Here is an 18520-nt window from a genome sequence, read left to right as displayed (position 1 = left end):
TACACTTTCTATATACAAAATGTTATAAGGATATATAATGAACAAGGCAAAAAAATTACTTTCTGTTGTTCTTCTTGCTGGAACAATTGCTTCAGCACAAACGTTAGTTACAGTAAACGGTAAAGCGATTACGCAAGAGGATGTTGATAGTGAGCTGATGAGAGCTACTCAGGGAAGATTTAATCAAGTTCCACCTGAAAAACAAGCTGCTTTCAGACAACAAGTACTGCAACAACTTATTGGCAAAGAACTGATTTTTGAAGATGCTAAGAAAAACGGTATCTTAAAATCTAAAGAGTATAAAGAAGAATACAAAAAGCTTGAAGAGCGTATGAAAGAAGAACTGGCTATTCAAGTATGGCAAAAGAAACTTTTAGATGAGATCAAAATCTCAGAAAAAGAGCTAAAAAGCTATTATAAACAAAACAAAGAAGAATTTAACGAACCAAAAAGTGTACATGCTCGTCATATCCTTGTAGCTACTGAAGATGAAGCAAAAAAAATCATTAGCGGTTTAAAATCTTTAAGCGGTGAAAAACTAAAAGATAAATTCATAACAGAAGCAAAAGCAAAATCGACTGGACCTAGTGGGCCTAAAGGTGGTGATTTAGGTTACTTTACTGAGGGTCAAATGGTACCTGCATTTAACGATAAAGTATTTTCTATGAAAAAAGGTACGGTAACAACAGAACCTGTAAAAACACAGTTTGGTTACCACGTTATCTATCTAGAGGATAAAAAATCTGCAATGACAAGAAAGTTCGATGAAGTAAAAGCATTTATCGATCAACGTCTTAAAATGGAAAAATTCAAAGAGACTATGAAGAAAAAAATGGACTCTTTACAAAAAAAAGCAGTTATCAAGTAAATAATGGAACACTCTTCTATCTCTAAAATCTCTTTAGAGGGAAGAGAGTTTTTCGTTAAGCGTGACGATCTTATCGATCGACATCTTGCCGGTAATAAATACAGAAAACTCTACACACTCCTTCAAACTCCAAAAGAAAAATACAATAAACTCATCTCTTACGGCGGTACACAGTCTAATGCTATGCTTGCTATTGCTGCATTATGCCAAAAAAAGTCTTGGGAGTTTATCTACTATACGAAACCTTTAAGTGCTGCACAAAAAGAAAATCAAGTAGGTAACTATTATGAAGCTTTAACTCTTGGAATGAAACATATCGAGATAGATCAGGAGTTATATAAAGATTTTATAGCCTCTTTGAGAATCAATATGGATGAGAAAACCTGCATTGTCGATCAAGGGGGTGCCGGTAAAGATGCGCAAATCGGTTTAGAGGTCTTAGCTAAGGAGATAAAAGCTCAAAAAGAGTTGTTAGAAAAAAATAAAATCAGAAGCTTGGCAACACCCTCAGGAACAGGAACTACTGCACTCTTCTTGGCACTCTCTCTTCCAGAATACACAATATATACAACTCCTAGCATAGGCGATAAGGAGTATCTGCAAACGCAAATGCTTTCATTGGTTGAAGAGCTTCCAAAAAATCTAAAAATATTGGAACCAAAAAGAAAGTATCACTTTGCAAAGCTCTATAAAGAGTTTTATGAACTCTACAATAAGCTAAAAGACTCGGGAATTGAGTTTGACTTACTCTATGCTCCACAAATGTGGCAGACACTGCTTGAACAAACTACAGAGTCTATTTTGTATATTCATAGCGGAGGCGTTACGGGTAATGCCTCAATGCTTGCACGGTATGCAAAAAAGTTCAATGCTACATAAGTTGCATTGCAGTTTCTAAAAATGGTGTACACTTATACCCATAACAATTAAAAGGCAGAGAAAATCCTAATCTTTGCCGGCAAAACATTATATAATGTTTGCTCGTTAAAGGGATTAACACTATTAAGGAATTTAAAATGAGTAATAATATTTTTGAGAAACTAACACATAATATGACACAAGCGATTGAGAGTGCACTCTCTTTAGCACTGCACAATAAAAATCAAGAGGTTACTGCCGAACACTTTTTATGGGGATTATTGACAAACCATGATTCTGTATTAAATCAGATGTTTAATAAGATGGGAATCGATAAAGTAGCAATGGAGTTAGATGTAAAATCATTAACTGAAAAATTTCCGAAATCTTCATCTGTATCTAAAGAGAATATCCGTCTCTCACACTCTTTTGTTCAAACACTTGAAAACGGTGTAGGATTGATGACGAAAAACGGAGATAGTTATTTAGCTGTAGATACATACATCTTAGCAAACTTAAAAACTGAACCTTACGCTACGCTATTTAAAAAGTATTTAGATGTTATGGCACTTGAAAAAGAGTTAGAAGCATCTCGTGGCGGTGCAAAGATCGATTCACAAAGTGCTGATGAAACTTTAGAGTCTTTATCAAAGTATGGAGTAGACCTTACAAAAGAAGCGGCAGAGGGGAAACTCTCACCAGTAATCGGACGTGATGAAGAGATCACACGTATGATGCAGATCTTAATTCGTAAAACGAAAAACAATCCAATGTTACTTGGTGAACCGGGGGTTGGTAAAACTGCATTAGTTGAAGGTTTAGCACAAAGAATTTATCACGGTGAAGTTCCTACATCTTTGCAAAATAAACGTGTGATTGCTCTTGATATGAGTTCACTTGTTGCAGGTGCTAAGTATAGAGGTGAGTTTGAGGATAGATTAAAAGCGGTAATTGATGAAGTAAAAAGTTCAGGAAATGTTATTCTTTTTATCGATGAGATCCATACAATTGTAGGAGCAGGTGCATCAGAGGGAAGCATGGATGCGGCAAACATTTTAAAACCGGCTCTTGCTCGCGGTGAACTTCATACTATCGGGGCAACAACTTTAAAAGAGTACAGAAAGTATTTTGAAAAAGATGCAGCACTGCAACGTCGTTTCCTGCCGATTAACTTAGATGAACCGACAGTAAATCAGTCACTGCAAATTCTTCGTGGAATTAAAGAGAGATTAGAGGCTCACCATAATGTAACTATTACAGATAGTGCCCTTGTTGCAGCAGCACGTTTGAGTGACAGATATATTGCGGACAGATTTTTACCGGATAAAGCGATCGACTTAATTGATGAAGCGGCAGCTGAACTGAAAATGCAGATCGAATCAGAACCGCATGAGCTAAGTGCAGCAAAACGTAAAGTAAGTGAATTAATGGTTGAAAAAGAGGCGTTAAAGATGGAAAAAACGCCATCAAATGAAAAACGCTTAGGTGAGATCGAAAAAGAGTTAGCAGATGTTAAAGAGGAGCTGCGTAAGCTAGAATCTCAATTTGAAACTGAGAGAGGTGTTTTTGAAAGAGTCTCAAAGATCAAAGGTGAGATTGAGGCAAAACGCCGAGAAGCTGACCAAGCGAAAACACAGAGTGATTTTAACAGAGCAGCTGAGATTGAATACGGTGAGATACCAAAACTTATTGAAGATGAAAAATCTCTGAATGAGCAATGGGAACAGATGCAAGAGAGCGGTACGCTTTTGAAAAATTCTGTAGATGAAGAATCTATTGCCTCTGTAGTTTCTCGTTGGACACATATCCCTGTAAATAAAATGTTACAGGCTGAACAAGAGAAGATTCTACATGTTGAAGATGAACTCAACCGTGATGTTGTTGGACAGAGTAAAGCAACACATGCAGTTGCGCGTGCTATTAAAAGAAATAAAGCGGGACTTAGCTCTGCAAATTCTCCGATTGGAAGCTTTTTATTCTTAGGTCCGACAGGGGTTGGTAAGACACAAACTGCAAAAACTTTAGCGAAGTTCTTATTTGACTCTGAAGAGTCGATGATCAGAATCGATATGAGTGAGTATATGGAGAAACATGCAGTTTCCCGTTTAGTTGGTGCAGCACCTGGCTATGTAGGGTATGAAGAGGGTGGACAGCTAACAGAAGCAGTTCGTCGTAAACCATACTCGGTAGTTCTGTTTGACGAGGTTGAAAAAGCGCATCCTGATGTGTTTAATGTACTGCTTCAAGTACTCGATGACGGACGTTTAACGGACAACAAAGGTGTAACGGTTGATTTTAGTAATACTATTATTATTCTAACATCAAACATCGCATCTGATAAAATCATCAACAATCCGGAATCTCCGGAACTTGAATCTATGGTAATGGGTGAGCTGAAACAGGCATTTAAACCGGAGTTTTTAAACAGACTTGATGATGTAGTAATCTTTAATGCTTTAGGCGAAGATCAAATTAGAGGTATAGTTGACCTGTTCTTTAAAGAGATTCAAAATAAAGTCAAAGACAGAGATATAGAACTTTCTCTAAGCGATGAAGCAAAAGCGTATATCGCTGAAGCGGGATTTGATCCTGTTTACGGGGCAAGACCTTTAAAACGTGCTCTTTACGAGATCGTTGAAGACAGACTGGCTGACCTTATCTTAGAAGGTAAAGTGAAAGAGGGAAGTAAAGTTGAGTTTATCGTTCGTGATCAAGCGATCGATGTAATACTTAACTGATCCTCTATCGGCAGAGGTTTCCCCATGTGGAAGCCCTGCACATAATCAACTCCCAAAGATTTCACCATATCTAAAATATCTTCTGACGATACAAACTCTGCAATAGTTTCAACATTTAATTTTTTCGCTAAAACAACAATTGTCTCAACCATGATCTGTGAGCTTAGATCCCTGTCAATATTTGAGATAAGTGATGAATCGATTTTAATATAATCAACCGGTAAATGAAGGATATGGGTAAAGTTGGAGTATCCGCTTCCAAAGTCGTCAAGTGCGATCTTAATCCCGTAAGTTCTAATTTTCATACAAAATGAGTAAACCTCTTCATAATTATCAAAATCTTCAGTTTCAAGAAGCTCTATAGTTAATAGTTCCGTTAAATCAAACTCATCTAAAACAGAATAGAGATATTTTATGGTGCGTTCATTTTTAATGTCTGTAAGTGAAAGGTTTATTGAACAAGGTACTTGGTACTTCTCAATAGTGCTTAATGTGTTATGAATAACTTTTTTAGTCACCTTATAGTAGACACGGTTTTGCTTTGCAATATCTAAAAACTTAACAGGTGGGATAACTTTACCCTCTTCATCGATAAGACGTACTAAAGACTCATATTTAATCGGTTGTGTCGTGTCTTTAATAGGAATGATAGGCTGAAAATAAGATGTGAGTCCATTATGTTCGAGTGCATAGAGCAGTTTTTTCTGAATCTCCATATCCTCTTTATGTGTATGTTCTAGATTTCTATCATCTTCAAATACGGAGAAAGGGATGTTTTTCTTTTTTGCATCTTTGAGTGCCATATCTGCATATGCCAGCATTTTATTTTCACCGCTGAATGTAATTCCTGAACTCATAATGAACTGATACGATTTATCTTCATATTGAAAAGATATGTTTTTATATTCGTTGAGAAGTTTTTGAATGTAGTTTATAAACTTTGTATTGTTAATATATCTATCTAAAGAGCTTATTACAAACTCATCGCCACCCAAATGGTACAAAGAGTACTCTTTAGTGTCAACATGCTCTATAAGCCACTGTGCTGTTTGTTTTAAGGCTACGTTTCCAATCTCTTCACCATATACATCGTTGAAAGACTGAAATTTATCGATATTGAGAATAGCCATCTTTGTAAAATTATATTCGTTCCCGTCTTCAAGGAGTTTGTTTCTATTTGGAAGACCGCTTAAGAAGTTTGTATATATTTTTTTATGAAGCTCTTGTGTTTTTTTAGTAATTTCATTCTCTAGATTTTCATTATATAAAAGCAGTTGTTTTTGTGCATTTTTTAAACCGTTTTGCGCTTTTTCTTTGAGTTGAAGTTGTTTAGAGATTTTAACATTTGCAGAGTGAAATTTATATACTGAGATGATAATTAGAAAACTGGCAAAAATAAATGAAAAAACAAGAATTAAAGAGTTTTGTTTATTTGTTTCTTGAAGTATAGTAATTTGCTGAGTAAGTGAAGTTCTTACCTCTTCCATTAGAATTGAAATGTCGTGAGAGAACTTACTAGTAATCATATCAAAGCCGATCAGAGCATCTTTAATATCTTCTGTATCGTGAGAGTTGACAGCTGTGACAAGAGATTGTTGTACCAGGTTATAACCAATTGCTCTTTTTTCAATTGTGATCAATGTTTTTTCGAGTTTTTTTGAAAAGTTTGGCTTGAGGTATGTAAGTTGTTTTAATTCTTTAATATCTTTTTGGATCTTTTTTTGAGACTCTTGCATATTAAGCAGATCAAGATTGTTATGTAAAGAGAGATATTGCAAAATATCCGATTGATTCTTTTTAACGGTATAGTTAAGATGATTAGCATAGTAACTAAGAGTTACTTGCTCTGTTGATAAGTCTTTTAAAAGAGCACTACTTCTATGCAGATTTTTGTAGCTGATAAGAAGTGAGTACATCAGCAGACCAAAGCTGATTAGAAGTGTAAAATAGACCCATTGCTGCGACTTTAATTTCATTAAAAGCGTGCCTCTAAGCTAAGGTAGTAGATATTTTGTTTTGCATCTTTTGTAGCAGGTTCGCCAAAGTGCCAACCACTGCCAGTATAATCTTCTTTCATATGTAAATACCCTAATTTGGCATTGAGATATTGGTTTAAGTTCCATGTACCATAAACTTCTAAAGCGTGACCGCGAATTGAAAGTTTATTAAATATATCTTCAGAACCTTGTGTCGCTGCAAACCAGTATTTACTTCCATAGTTGAACTCCGCACCTAAAGAGAGTTGAGGAATAAGGTTGTATTTACCGCCAAAGTAGAATGAATATCCCATTTTTCCTATCATCGGTCCGCTAGCATAGTCTTCTACGGTAAAACCTGTGTAGCCACCTTCTGTAAGTTCATCTGTAACTGGAGCGATGATTTTATAGTCGTCTATCGCCCCGTTAGGATTAGGACTTGAAGCTGCCGCATGAACAAAAACTATATTTGAAGTACTTAAAAAATTATTTATATCTAAACCGACTCCGTAAGTAAACATACGTCCAAGTTCATGTGCATGTGAGGAATCAATATCTGGACCTAAATAGGGATGTGCTTTGAGATCATCGAGTACATTTACACCAAAAGAGAGCAGAGAATTGCCCAAAAAGTTAAATGAGAAGTCACTGTAGAGTCCATATACGGTTGCATTGTCAATATTTTCACGGTTACATTGATATGGGTAGAAATTTTCTCTAAGTGTATAGGCTTTAGCCACAATTGCTCTTACATACAGAGAGTCATAAAATTTTTTTGTAAGAATTGCTCCATATGTATTCATGTCAAACACGAGTGCAGGAAACATTGAAGAGCGTTGTTTATTCTGTGAAAAATGGGAAGGTGTCCCTCCGCTAGTTGGCAGTATCCCAAATGAAAACGTAAGGCTGCCTCCATTATATCGATTTGGTGTATAGTCTATATATGCACGATCGAGATCAAAAGCACTGCCTCCCTTCGCTGATTTTATATCTCGAGAGAGTATACAAAGTCTTTCATGCGACTGAGAAGAGTTTGCATATAATAAACGGCTATGGAATTTTGTATCACCAAAATCACCGTTTACATTTAGGCGCATTCTAATATATCCGGCCGGTTCAAAACTTTTATAGTATCTATCACGACGTGTCATTCCATCATATGGACCGCCGTTAATTAATGTCGCATCACCGTTTTCTCCAATAAGTCCAGTTTTATAATCCATTTTATCTACACGTATTAAAAGTTCCGGTGAGAGAGTAAGTTTATCTAAGATCGCGTGTTTCTCATTCTTTTCAATAATAGGAAAACGTTCATCCAAGTCTTCTTGGTGTGTTTTCATCTCTTCTTTGAGTTGTAAAAGTTGTTCCTCTAAGTTTTTGACTTTAAGTGATAGATCCTCAGATGCTAGGAGCAGTATTGGTAATGTTATTAAAGTGATTAGTAGTTTCATTATAATATTCCTGGTACTATAGGTTGTTCAGAGTCGGCAGCATGTTTAATGAGGTACTCCTCAAGTTGCTCTCTTGTATGTTGATCGAGATTTTCAAGTTTATAGCGCTTAAGATGTCGGGGTGATGAAAAGACTCTTTTCCACTGTATAGAGGCTTTTGAACCTCCGTATAGATTCAGCTCTTTAGCTAAAAGTTCTATGTTTGTAGGTTTTGATTCTGCATTTAAAAGAGTTACCAAGATAGTGGTAAATATAAATGATATGAAAAAATTTTTCAAAATTATGGTGAACTCCCTGCAGGATTAGTAAGTATTTTAAGTAATAAAATGATATTGTATCATATCATAAATGTAATATGATCTGCTTTAAAGGGTTTTTCTTCTGAAAAACTTTGTAAAAAGTAACCTTAAAGAGTGTTTAAGTAATATTTTTGTAAAATTTCGCTCTTAAATTAAATAAGGATATGTCCAAATGAAAAGAACATACCAACCACATAATACACCTAGAAAAAGAACACACGGTTTTAGAGCTAGAATGGCTACTAAAAATGGTCGTAATATTCTAAACCGCCGTCGTGCAAAAGGTCGTAAAAAATTGTCAGTTTAGGCGGATTTAACACACTGAAACTCCATAAAGAGTTTCAGTATGTTTATAAAAAAGGTAAAAATCAGCATACAAGTAGTGTAGTGCTATTTTATCTCCCACAAGATGGAATTCGCAAAGTGGGCTTCACAGCAACCAAGAAATTGGGTAATGCTGTCAAGCGCAACCGTGCAAAGCGCAGAATGCGCGCATGCTTTTGTGAATTTTCTCCAGATCTTAAAGACGGTATCTATATTTTTGTTGCAAAAATAGCTCTCTTTGATACATCTCATGAAAACTTCAAAAATGACTTCAAAAAAGTTCTCTATCGTGCGAAAACTATTGCTTAAGCTTTTATGGCTTTATCAGAAGTTTTTTACTCTCATCGGTTACGGTTCGTGTCGATACTACCCAAGTTGTAGCGAGTACGCAAGAATAAATTTTGAAAATAATTCACTTTTAAGTGCTTTTTATAACTCTTTGACTAGAATACTACGTTGCAATCAACTTTTTGACGGCGGTATCGACTATCCTGTCTTAGATAGACTAGAGTTAAAACCCTCAAAATTAGAGCTTGATTCTATAAAATATTGGTTGGTTCCCAAGAAAAAGAACCGTTATCACATTATTAAAAATTTTTCATATAAAGGGTAATTTGTGTTTGACAAGATGACACCAAATCAGAGATTATTAGTCGCAGTACTGATATCTATAATTTTTTTCGTAGCCTATACGGCAATATTTCCACCAGAGGAACCAAAACAAAATCTACAAAAAGATACACAAGAAGTAGTAGAAAAAACTCAAAGTGTTTCTGTTGAAAAAGTGAGTGGGCATACAATCTCTGAATCAGAGAAGATAAATGCAAGCGGATCAAACGATATTGTTGTTATAAAAAATGATAAATTTATATTAAAGATAGATTCTTTAGGCCGTATATCGTCAAAAGAACTACTTGAAGAAAAGTTCAGAGATTCTGAAGACCTTCATGCGCAAGTTATTCCTCAAAACGGTACAAAACCGCTTTTTGTTAGATTTTTAGATAAAGAGATCAACGAGAACTCACTAAAAACTCCGTACGTTGCAAGTATCGCAAATGCAGAACTTTCAGCAGAGAAACCTGTAGAAGTGACTTTAACACAAAATCTACCTCAGTTGACAGTTACGAAACAACTAAAATTCTATGCTGACGGTCATTACGATGTAAAAATCAGTACATCTAAAGATGTACGCTATTACGTATATATCGGAGATCGTCCACAAGTTACAAAACAACTTATGGCAGTAGCTGGATCTATGATCTACACAAACGAAGATGTAGCACACATTACAGAAGATGGCGAAGCTGAAGGGCGTAAAGTTTTTTCAGGTGTTGAACTCGCTTCTGCGTTTGATCAATATACTGCAACTCTTATGTATGGATTTAAAGCGGATACAAATGTTATTGTAGAACGTGGTTTTGATAATAATCCTGTAGTATATTTTGAAGCTGAAAACAATGGTGAATTCCACGGATACATAGGACCAAAAGAGTATAAAGTTTTAAAAGCGATAAACCCTGTTTTAGTAAATGCAATTGAATATGGTTGGTTTACATTTGCTGCTAAGCCTTTATTTGCACTACTTTCTTGGTTATACGGAATCTTTGGAAACTGGGGTTGGGCAATTATTGCGTTAACTGCTATTATTAGAGCTGTACTGTATCCACTTACTCATAAGGGTATGTCAAGTATGCAAAAGATCAAAGAGCTGGCACCACAGCTTAAAGAGATCAAAGAGAAGTATGGAAAAGATCCACAGCGTATGAACGCAGCGACTATGGAGATGTATAAGAAACACGGGGCTAATCCACTGGGTGGATGTTTACCGATGCTATTACAGATCCCGGTATTCTTTGCAATTTACCGTGTACTTTTAAATGCAGTGGAACTGCAAGGTGCATCTTGGATATTATGGATCGATGATCTTTCACGTATGGACCCTTACTATATTTTACCGATCTTAATGGGTGCTTCAATGTTCTATCAACAACATTTGACACCAAACAACTTTACAGATCCAATGCAAGAGAAACTGTTTAAATACCTTCCGGTTATTTTTACATTCTTCTTTATTACATTCCCGTCTGGACTTGTGTTATACTGGTTTGTAAATAACTTATTCTCTATTGCACAACAGTTTGTTGTAAACCAACAATTTAAAAATGCAAAAGATGCGAAAGCGGCTGTCGAGAAAAAAAGCGGGAAATAGATATGATCAAGATAGAATCTATAAGTTTAGAACAAGCATATAAAGAGGCTGCAGAGTCTCTTAATTGTTCAGTAACTGAATTGGTTGTTGAAGTCGTACAAGCACCAAGTAGTGGTTTTTTAGGACTTTTTAAAAAGAAGGCAGTAATTGTTGCAACTGTGAAAACTACAAAAGAAGCTCCAAAAGAGAAAGTAGTAAAAAAAGAAAAAATCGTAACACCTACGGTTTTAAACGATACAATACTACCGGAATCTTTTGTAAGTGATCAAGAAGAGGACCTAGATGAAGATTTAGGAAGCGGTCTTGACTATACTGCTGATTATGACGATGAGTATGATGAAGTAGATTATGAAGATGAAGCTATTCATAATGACATCTCTGATATTGTTGAAGAGGTAAAACACGATATCAATCAACTCTTCAAAACAATCTGTTTTGATATTGAAGAGATAGATGTGAGTGCATACGATGAAACAACTTTACTTATAGAGTTCAAAGGGGAAGATGCTGCACTTCTTATCGGAAAAGAAGGGTACAGATATAAAGCACTCTCTTATATGCTATTTAACTGGATTAATGCAAAATATGATCTGCAACTCCGTTTAGAGATAGCAGAGTTCTTACACAACCAAGAGGAAGCTGTTGCAAAATACCTAGAGGGTGTGTATGATATTATTGAGAGAGACGGACGTGCTCAGACAAAAATCCTTGACGGTGTACTGGTTCAGATCGCACTTAAAGAACTTCGTAATAGATATCCGGACAAATATGTTGTTATCCGCTCTACTAAAGAGGGATTAAAATATATCATCGTAAACGATTATCACGTATAAAATGGATAATGATACTATAGTAGCTATTGCCACTGCAAATGGCATAGGCTCGATCGCAATTATAAGACTCAGTGGTGATAAAGCACTGAGCATCGCAAAAACACTTTCACAAAAAGAAAACTTTTCTCCGAGATACGCAACACTCACAAACGTATATGATAAAAATAACGAATTGATAGATGAGACGATCATCATCTATTTTAAAAATCCACACTCTTTTACAGGTGAAGATGTTGTTGAGATCCAATGTCACGGCGGATATATTGTTGCACAATCAATTCTACAAAGCTGTTTAGATGCAGGAGCCCGCGTTGCAAATGCAGGTGAATTTTCTAAACGTGCATTCTTTAACGGTAGAATCGATCTCTCAGAAGCGGAAGCTATCTCCCAACTTATTGAAGCAAAAAGTGAAGATGCTGCAAAGATTTTAGCTAAACAGGTAAAAGGTTCTTTAAAAGAGTTTATCGAAAATGTTCGAGATGAGATTATACATATATTGGCATATTCGGAAGTGAGTATCGACTATGCGGAAGAGGATCTCCCAGAAGATCTTGTAGAGCAGATAAAAGCAAAACTAGAGGGTCTTAAAAAACAACTAGAGCGTACATTACAGGCTTCAAAATCACGTGCAGGTTTAATGCAGGGATTCCGTGTGGCAATTGTAGGAAAACCCAATGTTGGAAAGAGTTCACTTTTAAACGGTTTATTGAACTACAACCGTGCCATTGTAAGTGACATAGCCGGAACTACTCGTGATACGATCGAAGAACAGGTGAAGATAGGTACACACCTAATCCGTATCGTAGATACGGCAGGAATCCGTGATGCAAGTGATGAGATTGAAAAGATAGGGATACAAAGAAGTTTAGAAGCAATTGAGCAAAGCGACATTGTTGTTTCTGTTTTTGATAACTCAAGAGAGTTGGATGAAGAAGATAAGCAGATCATCTCACTTTTGGAAAAAACTAAAAAGCAACAAATCAGTATTAAAAACAAGATTGACTTGGAAACGAAACTCGATGTTTCCTTAGATTTTGATATAGAACTCAACTCTAAAGATGATGTAACTCCTCTAATTAAAAAACTAGAGAACATAATGGACCGCTCAAACAGCAGTGAAGAGATAATGCTGATCTCACAAAGACAAATAGCTGCTGTAGAAGAGACAATGAAAAATATCGATGAAGCATTCTTCCCTCTAGAGGATCAAGAGTTGGAAATTTTTTCATTTCATCTTAACGAAGCTGTAAAAGCGATGGCAAGTATTACACGACCGTTTGAAAATGATGAGATGTTAGATAAGATGTTCGGCTCATTTTGTTTAGGAAAATAGTTGAAATATATTGCAATAGATCTTGGGCTTAAAAGGATAGGTTTAGCCTATTCGGCTCATAAAGATATCGTTACACCGCTTCCTGCAATCATCCGAAAAAATAGAAATCAAGCTGCAAATGAACTTAAAAACGTACTTCAAGAGTGGGAAGCTGAGGCTCTGGTTGTAGGTATCCCGCTAGGTGGCAGCAGTGAAGATGAGATGCGAAGACGGATAGAGCATTTTTTAAATCTTGTAGAGTTTGAAGGTGAAGTGTTCTTCCAAGATGAAGCAAACAGCTCTCTTGAAGCCGAAGATTTAATGAAGGGTGACATGCGTTATATTAGAGATGGTCGTGTTGATTCTATCTCAGCTATGATTATATTGCAGAGGTATCTGTCTTCAAATTAACAGGCTCGATAAAAGATAACAATTTTAAATAGAAAAGAATTATTAAGCTAAATGATACTAGAATGATTAGATGAAAAATATCAATCTACCATTTAGTACTATTGAAGAGCTAGAACTTTTTATTAATGAAAACAGTATTGAAGATAGTAAACAACTGCTTATACAGTTGTTCTGTTCATGCACTGATTTAATATTTATAAAGAGTGTTCAAAAATATATTCAAAAAAAACTACCCTCTTGTGTTTTAATAGGAACTACGACAGACGGTGTAATTGATTCAAGTACGGTATATTATAAATCAAAAAATGTAGCTTCTTTTTCTATCTTTGAATCTACAAAACTACAAGCAAAACTTATCAAGTATGCCGAATGTGAGCATTGTATCTATGACGCGGGTAAACTTTTAGCCTCTTACATCCAAGACGAAGATTTAAAAGCACTCATAAGTTTTGCAGACGGGATAAATACAAACGGCGAAGATTTTGTTAAAGGGATAGAAGCAGTAGTCCCAAATGCAGTTTTAGCCGGTGGGTTGTCCGGAGATAACGGTGAGTTAAAAGAGACATATGTTTTTGACAACTATGAAATAACAAACTCAGGGGCTGTCGGTGTGGGGTTGATAAACCCTAATTTAAACGTAGCAACAAGTTATCTCTTTGATTGGAAACCGATCGGTAAGAAAATGAGAGTTACAAAAGCTGTCAACAACAGAGTATATGAACTTGACGGTTTACCGGTTGTAGATGTATACGCAAAATATATGGGGCAGGAGTTGGCAAATAAACTCCCTCAGATCGGTATTGAGTTTCCTCTTATATTTGAAAAAGATGAGATCTCTTTGGGAAGAGCACCGTTAGTAAAACATGATGACGGCTCTATGACATTTGCAGGGAATATTGATGAGTACGATATGGTCTCTTTTGGTGTCGGTGATATAGATGCAATTCTCAACAACGGTACATACGCTATACATTCGTTTGCAAATCAAAACATGTGTCAAGCTGAAGCCGTATTTATCTACTCTTGTATGGCACGCAGAAGATTTTTAGAGAATTATATTACACATGAATTAGAAACACTTGCTAAATTGGGAAGCAGCTCAGGTTTTTTCACTTACGGGGAATTTTTTCATTTTCAAAATAAAAACCAACTCTTAAATGAAACGATGACTTTTATTGCATTATCTGAAACGTGCCATCAAATTGATCATCATGTTATACTGCAAGATGAAAGTTTTGACAGAACAGAGATCATCAATACACAGCATGTTCTAGCAAATTTAGCAAATACCGTCTCTAATGAACTCGCAGATCTTAATGAGCATTTAGAACAGCGTGTCCGGGAAAATTCTACATATATATTTCAACAGGCTTATATTAATCAACTCACGGGACTCCCTAACCGTATAAGTCTTATCAATGCATTGGAAAAGCATGTAGGGCAAGTTTTATTGCTGATCAATATAGATGATTTTACTACAATTAATGACTTCTACGGATATCAGGTAGGGGACGAAGTTCTTAAAAAAATAGGTGCAGTACTGCAACAGTTTGCACGTGAACATAATTCAAGGGCCTATAAACTTCCTTCAGATGAATTTGCGATGATTTTAGATGTTAAAAATCATAAAACTGTTATTGAAAACAATATTAAGGAGTTAATAGCTGCAATTGAAAACAGAGAGTATTATTTTAATGAACATCATATACATATCGGAATAACGATTGCCGGAGCTATTATAAATACAAATAAGACAGGTTTAGTAAACGCCGACATGACGCTTAAACTTGCAAAAAACCAAGGTAAAAGCTTTATGCTCTTTAATGAAGATCTTAAGCTGGCACAGCAGTATGAGTATAATGTTAAGATGGCAAATCTCATCAAAAATGCCTTAGTATCGGGAAATGTAATCCCTTATTATCAACCTATTGTAGATGTCAATACCTTAGAAACAAGAAAATATGAGGCCTTAGTTCGATTGAAAAAACCGGATGGAACGATTCTTTTACCTTGTCAGTTTCTAGAAATAAGTCGTAAGATACGATTATATGAGAAGATTACTTTGACAATGATTGAACAAACATTCTCCTTTTTTAGTAAAAACGATCTGAAGTTCAGTATCAATTTTGATTTCAGTGATATAGCAAGTGAAAAGATCAAAAAATTCCTTTTTGAGAAAATTAAAGAGTATGGGATCGCGGAACAACTTACTATCGAGATCCTTGAAACACATGAATTTCAAGATGTTCAAGCGGTACTTGATTTTGTAGATGAGGTGTATGCACATAATGCGAAAATAGCGATAGATGATTTTGGCAGCGGATATGCGAATTTTGAATATATAACAAATATCCGTTCAGATTTTATGAAAATAGACGGTTCCCTTATCAAAAACATACATAAAGATAAAAATGCAAGAATTATTGCAGAGACTATTATTGGGTTTGCAAAAAAATTAAATAAAAAAATTGTTGCCGAGTATGTACACTCTAAAGAGGTGTTTGATGTAGTAAAAGAGCTGGGTGTAGATTATGTTCAGGGATATTATCTAGGAGAACCAAAAGAGTTAATATAACTCTTATTTTTCCATTATATAAAGATTTGAGTGTTTATCTATAGCCTCTAGAAACCTCTCTTTTAATTCCCGATCAAATGTGAGTAGAAATATATTTGCATTTTTGATATTTAGTTGTTTGTAGTTTTCCAGCAGAAGATCATCAGCTACATTTTTCCCATGATCACACTTAATAAAATTAAATGAGTTCAGCGTTTTTCCGTAGTCATAAAGATTTGCCTCCCATTCGGCACGTTTTAGATAGAGTGAATCAGGATTGGCAGCAAGATAGATATCTTTATCTTTAATATCATACGGTTCTATAATCTCTGAAAATATTGATGAGATTGCCGAGAAGTTTTCAATATCCCAAAAGAGGTAAGAGTTTTTTAGATTCTTTTTGTGATTTCCACTTATAAGTTTCAAACGTTTTGTAATATTAAAATGGGAGTGGGCATAATCGTTTGTAAGAAGAATTGAATTTTTTAATTTTTGTGCATCTGTTGTATCAAACTCGAGGATTTTTCCTAGTTCTATGTAAAGATCTATATTTTCAAGTTCACTTTTGGCTCCACCTTTTTGGTAAGAGCTTAGTTTTCTGAGTTTGTGTTGGTTAAAAAGCAGATGCACACCCATCTGTTGATGGTTAGCATATGCTTGTTTGACTCTAAAGAAAATATCTTTAGCATATCTGTTGTTTGGCAGATATATTTTACCGCGAAATTTATGTTCTATTTTTACAGGTATCATTAAAGAGCTTTAAAAAACTGAGCAGCTTCCTCTTCGTCATCTGAAAGATTGTCTGCAGCATAGAGTTCATCTTCTGCAATCATCTTTTTAATCCTTGTTTGACAAAAATCAAAAACTATTTTTTGTGCTTGTTCGTCATTTTCTATAAAACCGAGTCCGCTAAATTGGTACTGTGGCTCCTCTTGTTCAATACAAAGTAAAATACCGTCACATTGCTCTTCGATCAGTTCAACAAGTTCTCTATACGAAATATTAAACTCTGTAGCGTGCCAGCCCATAGTCTCAAGCTCTTTATTTGAAAACTCTCCTACACCGTCACCAGTAGTATCATCATATGATGCTCTGATCACATTTGCAGAGATTAAATTCTGCCAGTTTGAAAATGCTTTAATGAGTACTCTGTCTTCATCTTCAACTACTTGATAGTTTTGTCCTAAAATTTCAGCAAGAGTTGTAGGTTGTGGAGGCATAAGTGAATTTGCAGGTTTTGGAACATGTTGTCCAATGTAGATAACGGCTACTTTGTCTGCAAGTGGAGTAAAAACTATCTCACCCTTTGTGGTGATCGCAAACTCTTTTTGTGAGTTGACAGCATTGAGTAACTCCTGTTTGTTTACTATAATGATCTCTTTAAAAAGGTTGAATTTTTTCATGTTGACCCCATTAATTTTTTTAGCATTATACAAGTTATGATATTAAACCGATAAAATTAAAAATAAAACTAAGTTTACTCTAATAAAAGTTTTACCATATTTTTAGTATAATGCGACAAATTTTTTAAGAGACAACTCTTAAAGTCAAGGGAAATATAATGGCATTAAACGTATATTATGACAAAGATTGTGATATTAACATCATTAAAAGTAAAACTGTTGCGATGATCGGTTTCGGTTCTCAAGGTCATGCACACGCTGAAAACTTAAGAGATAGCGGTGTAAACGTTGTTGTTGGTTTAAGAAAGGGTGGAAGCTCTTGGGATAAAGCTGCAGCAAAAGGATTTGAAGTTTTAACTGTTGCTGACGCAACTGCAAAAGCAGATGTTGTTATGATCCTTTTACCAGATGAAAATCAAGCTGAGATCTATGCAAACGAAATCGCTCCAAACTTAAAATCTGGTGCTACTATTGCATTTGGTCACGGTTTCTCAATCCACTACGGAAGAGTTAATCCGGCTGCTGATATCAACGTAATGATGGTAGCTCCAAAAGCTCCAGGTCACACTGTAAGAAGTGAATTTGTTAAAGGTGGCGGTATTCCTGACCTTATCGCTATCGGTCAAAACCCAAGCAACGCTACTAAAGAATTAGCTCTTTCTTATGCTTCTGCTATCGGTGGTGGACGTACAGGTATCATTGAAACAACTTTCAAAGATGAAACTGAGACTGACCTTTTCGGTGAGCAAGCAGTTCTTTGTGGTGGTGTTTCTGCACTTATCCAAGCTGGTTTTGAAACTTTAACTGAAGCTGGTTACCCTGCTGAGATGGCATACTTCGAGTGTTTACACGAGATGAAACTTATCGTTGATTTAATCTTCGAAGGTGGTATCGCTGATATGAGATACTCTATCTCTAACACTGCTGAGTACGGTGACATGGTTTCTGGACCACGTGTTATCAACGAAGAGTCTAAAGAGGCTATGAGACAAGTTCTTAAAGAGATTCAAAACGGTCAATTCGCTAAAGACTTCATCTTAGAAGGTCAAGCAGGATACCCAAGAATGAATGCTGAGAGAAATAACCTTAAAGCACATCCACTAGAGCAAACTGGTGAGAGACTTCGTGAAATGATGCCTTGGATCAAAGCAAACAAAATCGTAGACACTAGCAAAAACTAAAATAGCGACGCAACTTCTGCGTCGTTACACTCGTCACCTACTAGAAGTAGGCTTCCTCGTTAGACTCCTTGAATTTACATCACTCTTTTCGTTTTTGCACAAT

17 protein-coding genes are annotated in these 18520 nt (G+C 35.6%); 12 read left to right on the top strand and 5 right to left on the bottom strand.

Going from position 1 to position 18520, the window contains the following annotated elements; all coding sequences use genetic code 11:
• The first annotated feature begins 37 nt into the window (after window positions 1-37).
• From QWY88_RS03965 to QWY88_RS03955, 3 genes are all read left to right on the top strand, one after another.
• Window positions 38-868, top strand: a complete 831-nt coding sequence (locus tag QWY88_RS03965; RefSeq protein WP_304544320.1) for a peptidylprolyl isomerase — start codon at window positions 38-40, stop codon at window positions 866-868.
• A 3-nt stretch (window positions 869-871) separates the two neighbouring features.
• Entirely contained in the window at window positions 872-1747 is an 876-nt protein-coding gene (locus tag QWY88_RS03960; protein WP_304544318.1) for a 1-aminocyclopropane-1-carboxylate deaminase, read from the top strand.
• A 137-nt stretch (window positions 1748-1884) separates the two neighbouring features.
• The gene (locus QWY88_RS03955) at window positions 1885-4464 is read left to right on the top strand and encodes an ATP-dependent Clp protease ATP-binding subunit (protein ID WP_304544315.1); all 2580 of its coding nucleotides are present in this window, start codon (window positions 1885-1887) and stop codon (window positions 4462-4464) included.
• Here QWY88_RS03955 and QWY88_RS03950 read toward each other — a convergent pair.
• The 3 genes from QWY88_RS03950 to QWY88_RS03940 are packed head-to-tail and all read right to left on the bottom strand — an operon-like array spanning window position 4437 to window position 8169.
• Window positions 4437-6440: a bifunctional diguanylate cyclase/phosphodiesterase gene (locus QWY88_RS03950; protein WP_304544313.1), complete on the bottom strand. Its 2004-nt coding sequence runs from the start codon at window positions 6438-6440 to the stop codon at window positions 4437-4439. The genes QWY88_RS03955 and QWY88_RS03950 overlap by 28 nt on opposite strands.
• A complete protein-coding gene (locus QWY88_RS03945) occupies window positions 6440-7891 on the bottom strand; it encodes a DUF3373 family protein (RefSeq protein WP_304544311.1) in 1452 nt (483 codons plus the stop codon). Before QWY88_RS03945 ends, QWY88_RS03950 begins: the two co-directional genes overlap by 1 nt.
• Window positions 7891-8169, bottom strand: a complete 279-nt coding sequence (locus tag QWY88_RS03940) for a hypothetical protein (RefSeq protein ID WP_304544310.1) — start codon at window positions 8167-8169, stop codon at window positions 7891-7893. Before QWY88_RS03940 ends, QWY88_RS03945 begins: the two co-directional genes overlap by 1 nt.
• 193 nt (window positions 8170-8362) lie before the next feature.
• Between QWY88_RS03940 and rpmH the strand changes: the two genes are divergently transcribed.
• From rpmH to QWY88_RS03900, 8 genes are all read left to right on the top strand, one after another.
• Window positions 8363-8497 (top strand): 50S ribosomal protein L34, encoded by a 135-nt coding sequence (rpmH, locus tag QWY88_RS03935; protein WP_304544307.1) that lies wholly within the window; start codon window positions 8363-8365, stop codon window positions 8495-8497.
• Window positions 8485-8823: a ribonuclease P protein component gene (gene rnpA, locus QWY88_RS03930; protein ID WP_369811217.1), complete on the top strand. Its 339-nt coding sequence runs from the start codon at window positions 8485-8487 to the stop codon at window positions 8821-8823. Before rpmH ends, rnpA begins: the two co-directional genes overlap by 13 nt.
• Window positions 8765-9127: a membrane protein insertion efficiency factor YidD gene (gene yidD / locus QWY88_RS03925; RefSeq protein ID WP_304544305.1), complete on the top strand. Its 363-nt coding sequence runs from the start codon at window positions 8765-8767 to the stop codon at window positions 9125-9127. The genes rnpA and yidD overlap by 59 nt, the downstream gene beginning before the upstream one ends.
• A gap of 3 nt (window positions 9128-9130) precedes the next feature.
• A complete protein-coding gene (gene yidC / locus QWY88_RS03920) occupies window positions 9131-10723 on the top strand; it encodes a membrane protein insertase YidC (RefSeq protein WP_304544303.1) in 1593 nt (530 codons plus the stop codon).
• A 2-nt stretch (window positions 10724-10725) separates the two neighbouring features.
• Window positions 10726-11556, top strand: a complete 831-nt coding sequence (locus QWY88_RS03915) for a Jag N-terminal domain-containing protein (RefSeq protein ID WP_304544301.1) — start codon at window positions 10726-10728, stop codon at window positions 11554-11556.
• Window position 11557: 1 nt separating this feature from the next.
• Complete coding sequence (mnmE, locus tag QWY88_RS03910) at window positions 11558-12889, top strand: tRNA uridine-5-carboxymethylaminomethyl(34) synthesis GTPase MnmE (protein ID WP_304544298.1); 1332 nt, start codon at window positions 11558-11560, stop codon at window positions 12887-12889.
• Window positions 12890-13279, top strand: a complete 390-nt coding sequence (ruvX, locus tag QWY88_RS03905) for a Holliday junction resolvase RuvX (protein WP_304544296.1) — start codon at window positions 12890-12892, stop codon at window positions 13277-13279.
• Window positions 13280-13349: 70 nt separating this feature from the next.
• Window positions 13350-15854: a bifunctional diguanylate cyclase/phosphodiesterase gene (locus tag QWY88_RS03900; RefSeq protein WP_304544294.1), complete on the top strand. Its 2505-nt coding sequence runs from the start codon at window positions 13350-13352 to the stop codon at window positions 15852-15854.
• A 3-nt stretch (window positions 15855-15857) separates the two neighbouring features.
• On the opposite strand, the gene QWY88_RS03895 is transcribed toward QWY88_RS03900, so the two are convergent.
• Window positions 15858-16583 carry a hypothetical protein gene (locus QWY88_RS03895; RefSeq protein WP_304544292.1) on the bottom strand — a complete coding sequence of 242 codons (726 nt, stop codon included), beginning with the start codon at window positions 16581-16583 and terminating at the stop codon, window positions 15858-15860.
• Window positions 16583-17236 carry a hypothetical protein gene (locus QWY88_RS03890; RefSeq protein WP_304544290.1) on the bottom strand — a complete coding sequence of 218 codons (654 nt, stop codon included), beginning with the start codon at window positions 17234-17236 and terminating at the stop codon, window positions 16583-16585. Before QWY88_RS03890 ends, QWY88_RS03895 begins: the two co-directional genes overlap by 1 nt.
• 158 nt (window positions 17237-17394) lie before the next feature.
• Between QWY88_RS03890 and ilvC the strand changes: the two genes are divergently transcribed.
• Window positions 17395-18417, top strand: a complete 1023-nt coding sequence (ilvC, locus tag QWY88_RS03885; RefSeq protein ID WP_304544288.1) for a ketol-acid reductoisomerase — start codon at window positions 17395-17397, stop codon at window positions 18415-18417.
• The last annotated feature ends 103 nt before the right edge of the window (window positions 18418-18520 follow it).

This window comes from Sulfurimonas sp. hsl 1-7, from assembly GCF_030577135.1.
Taxonomy (GTDB): Bacteria; Campylobacterota; Campylobacteria; order Campylobacterales; family Sulfurimonadaceae; genus Sulfurimonas; species Sulfurimonas microaerophilus.
This window is presented reverse-complemented; position numbering and strand designations above follow the sequence as displayed.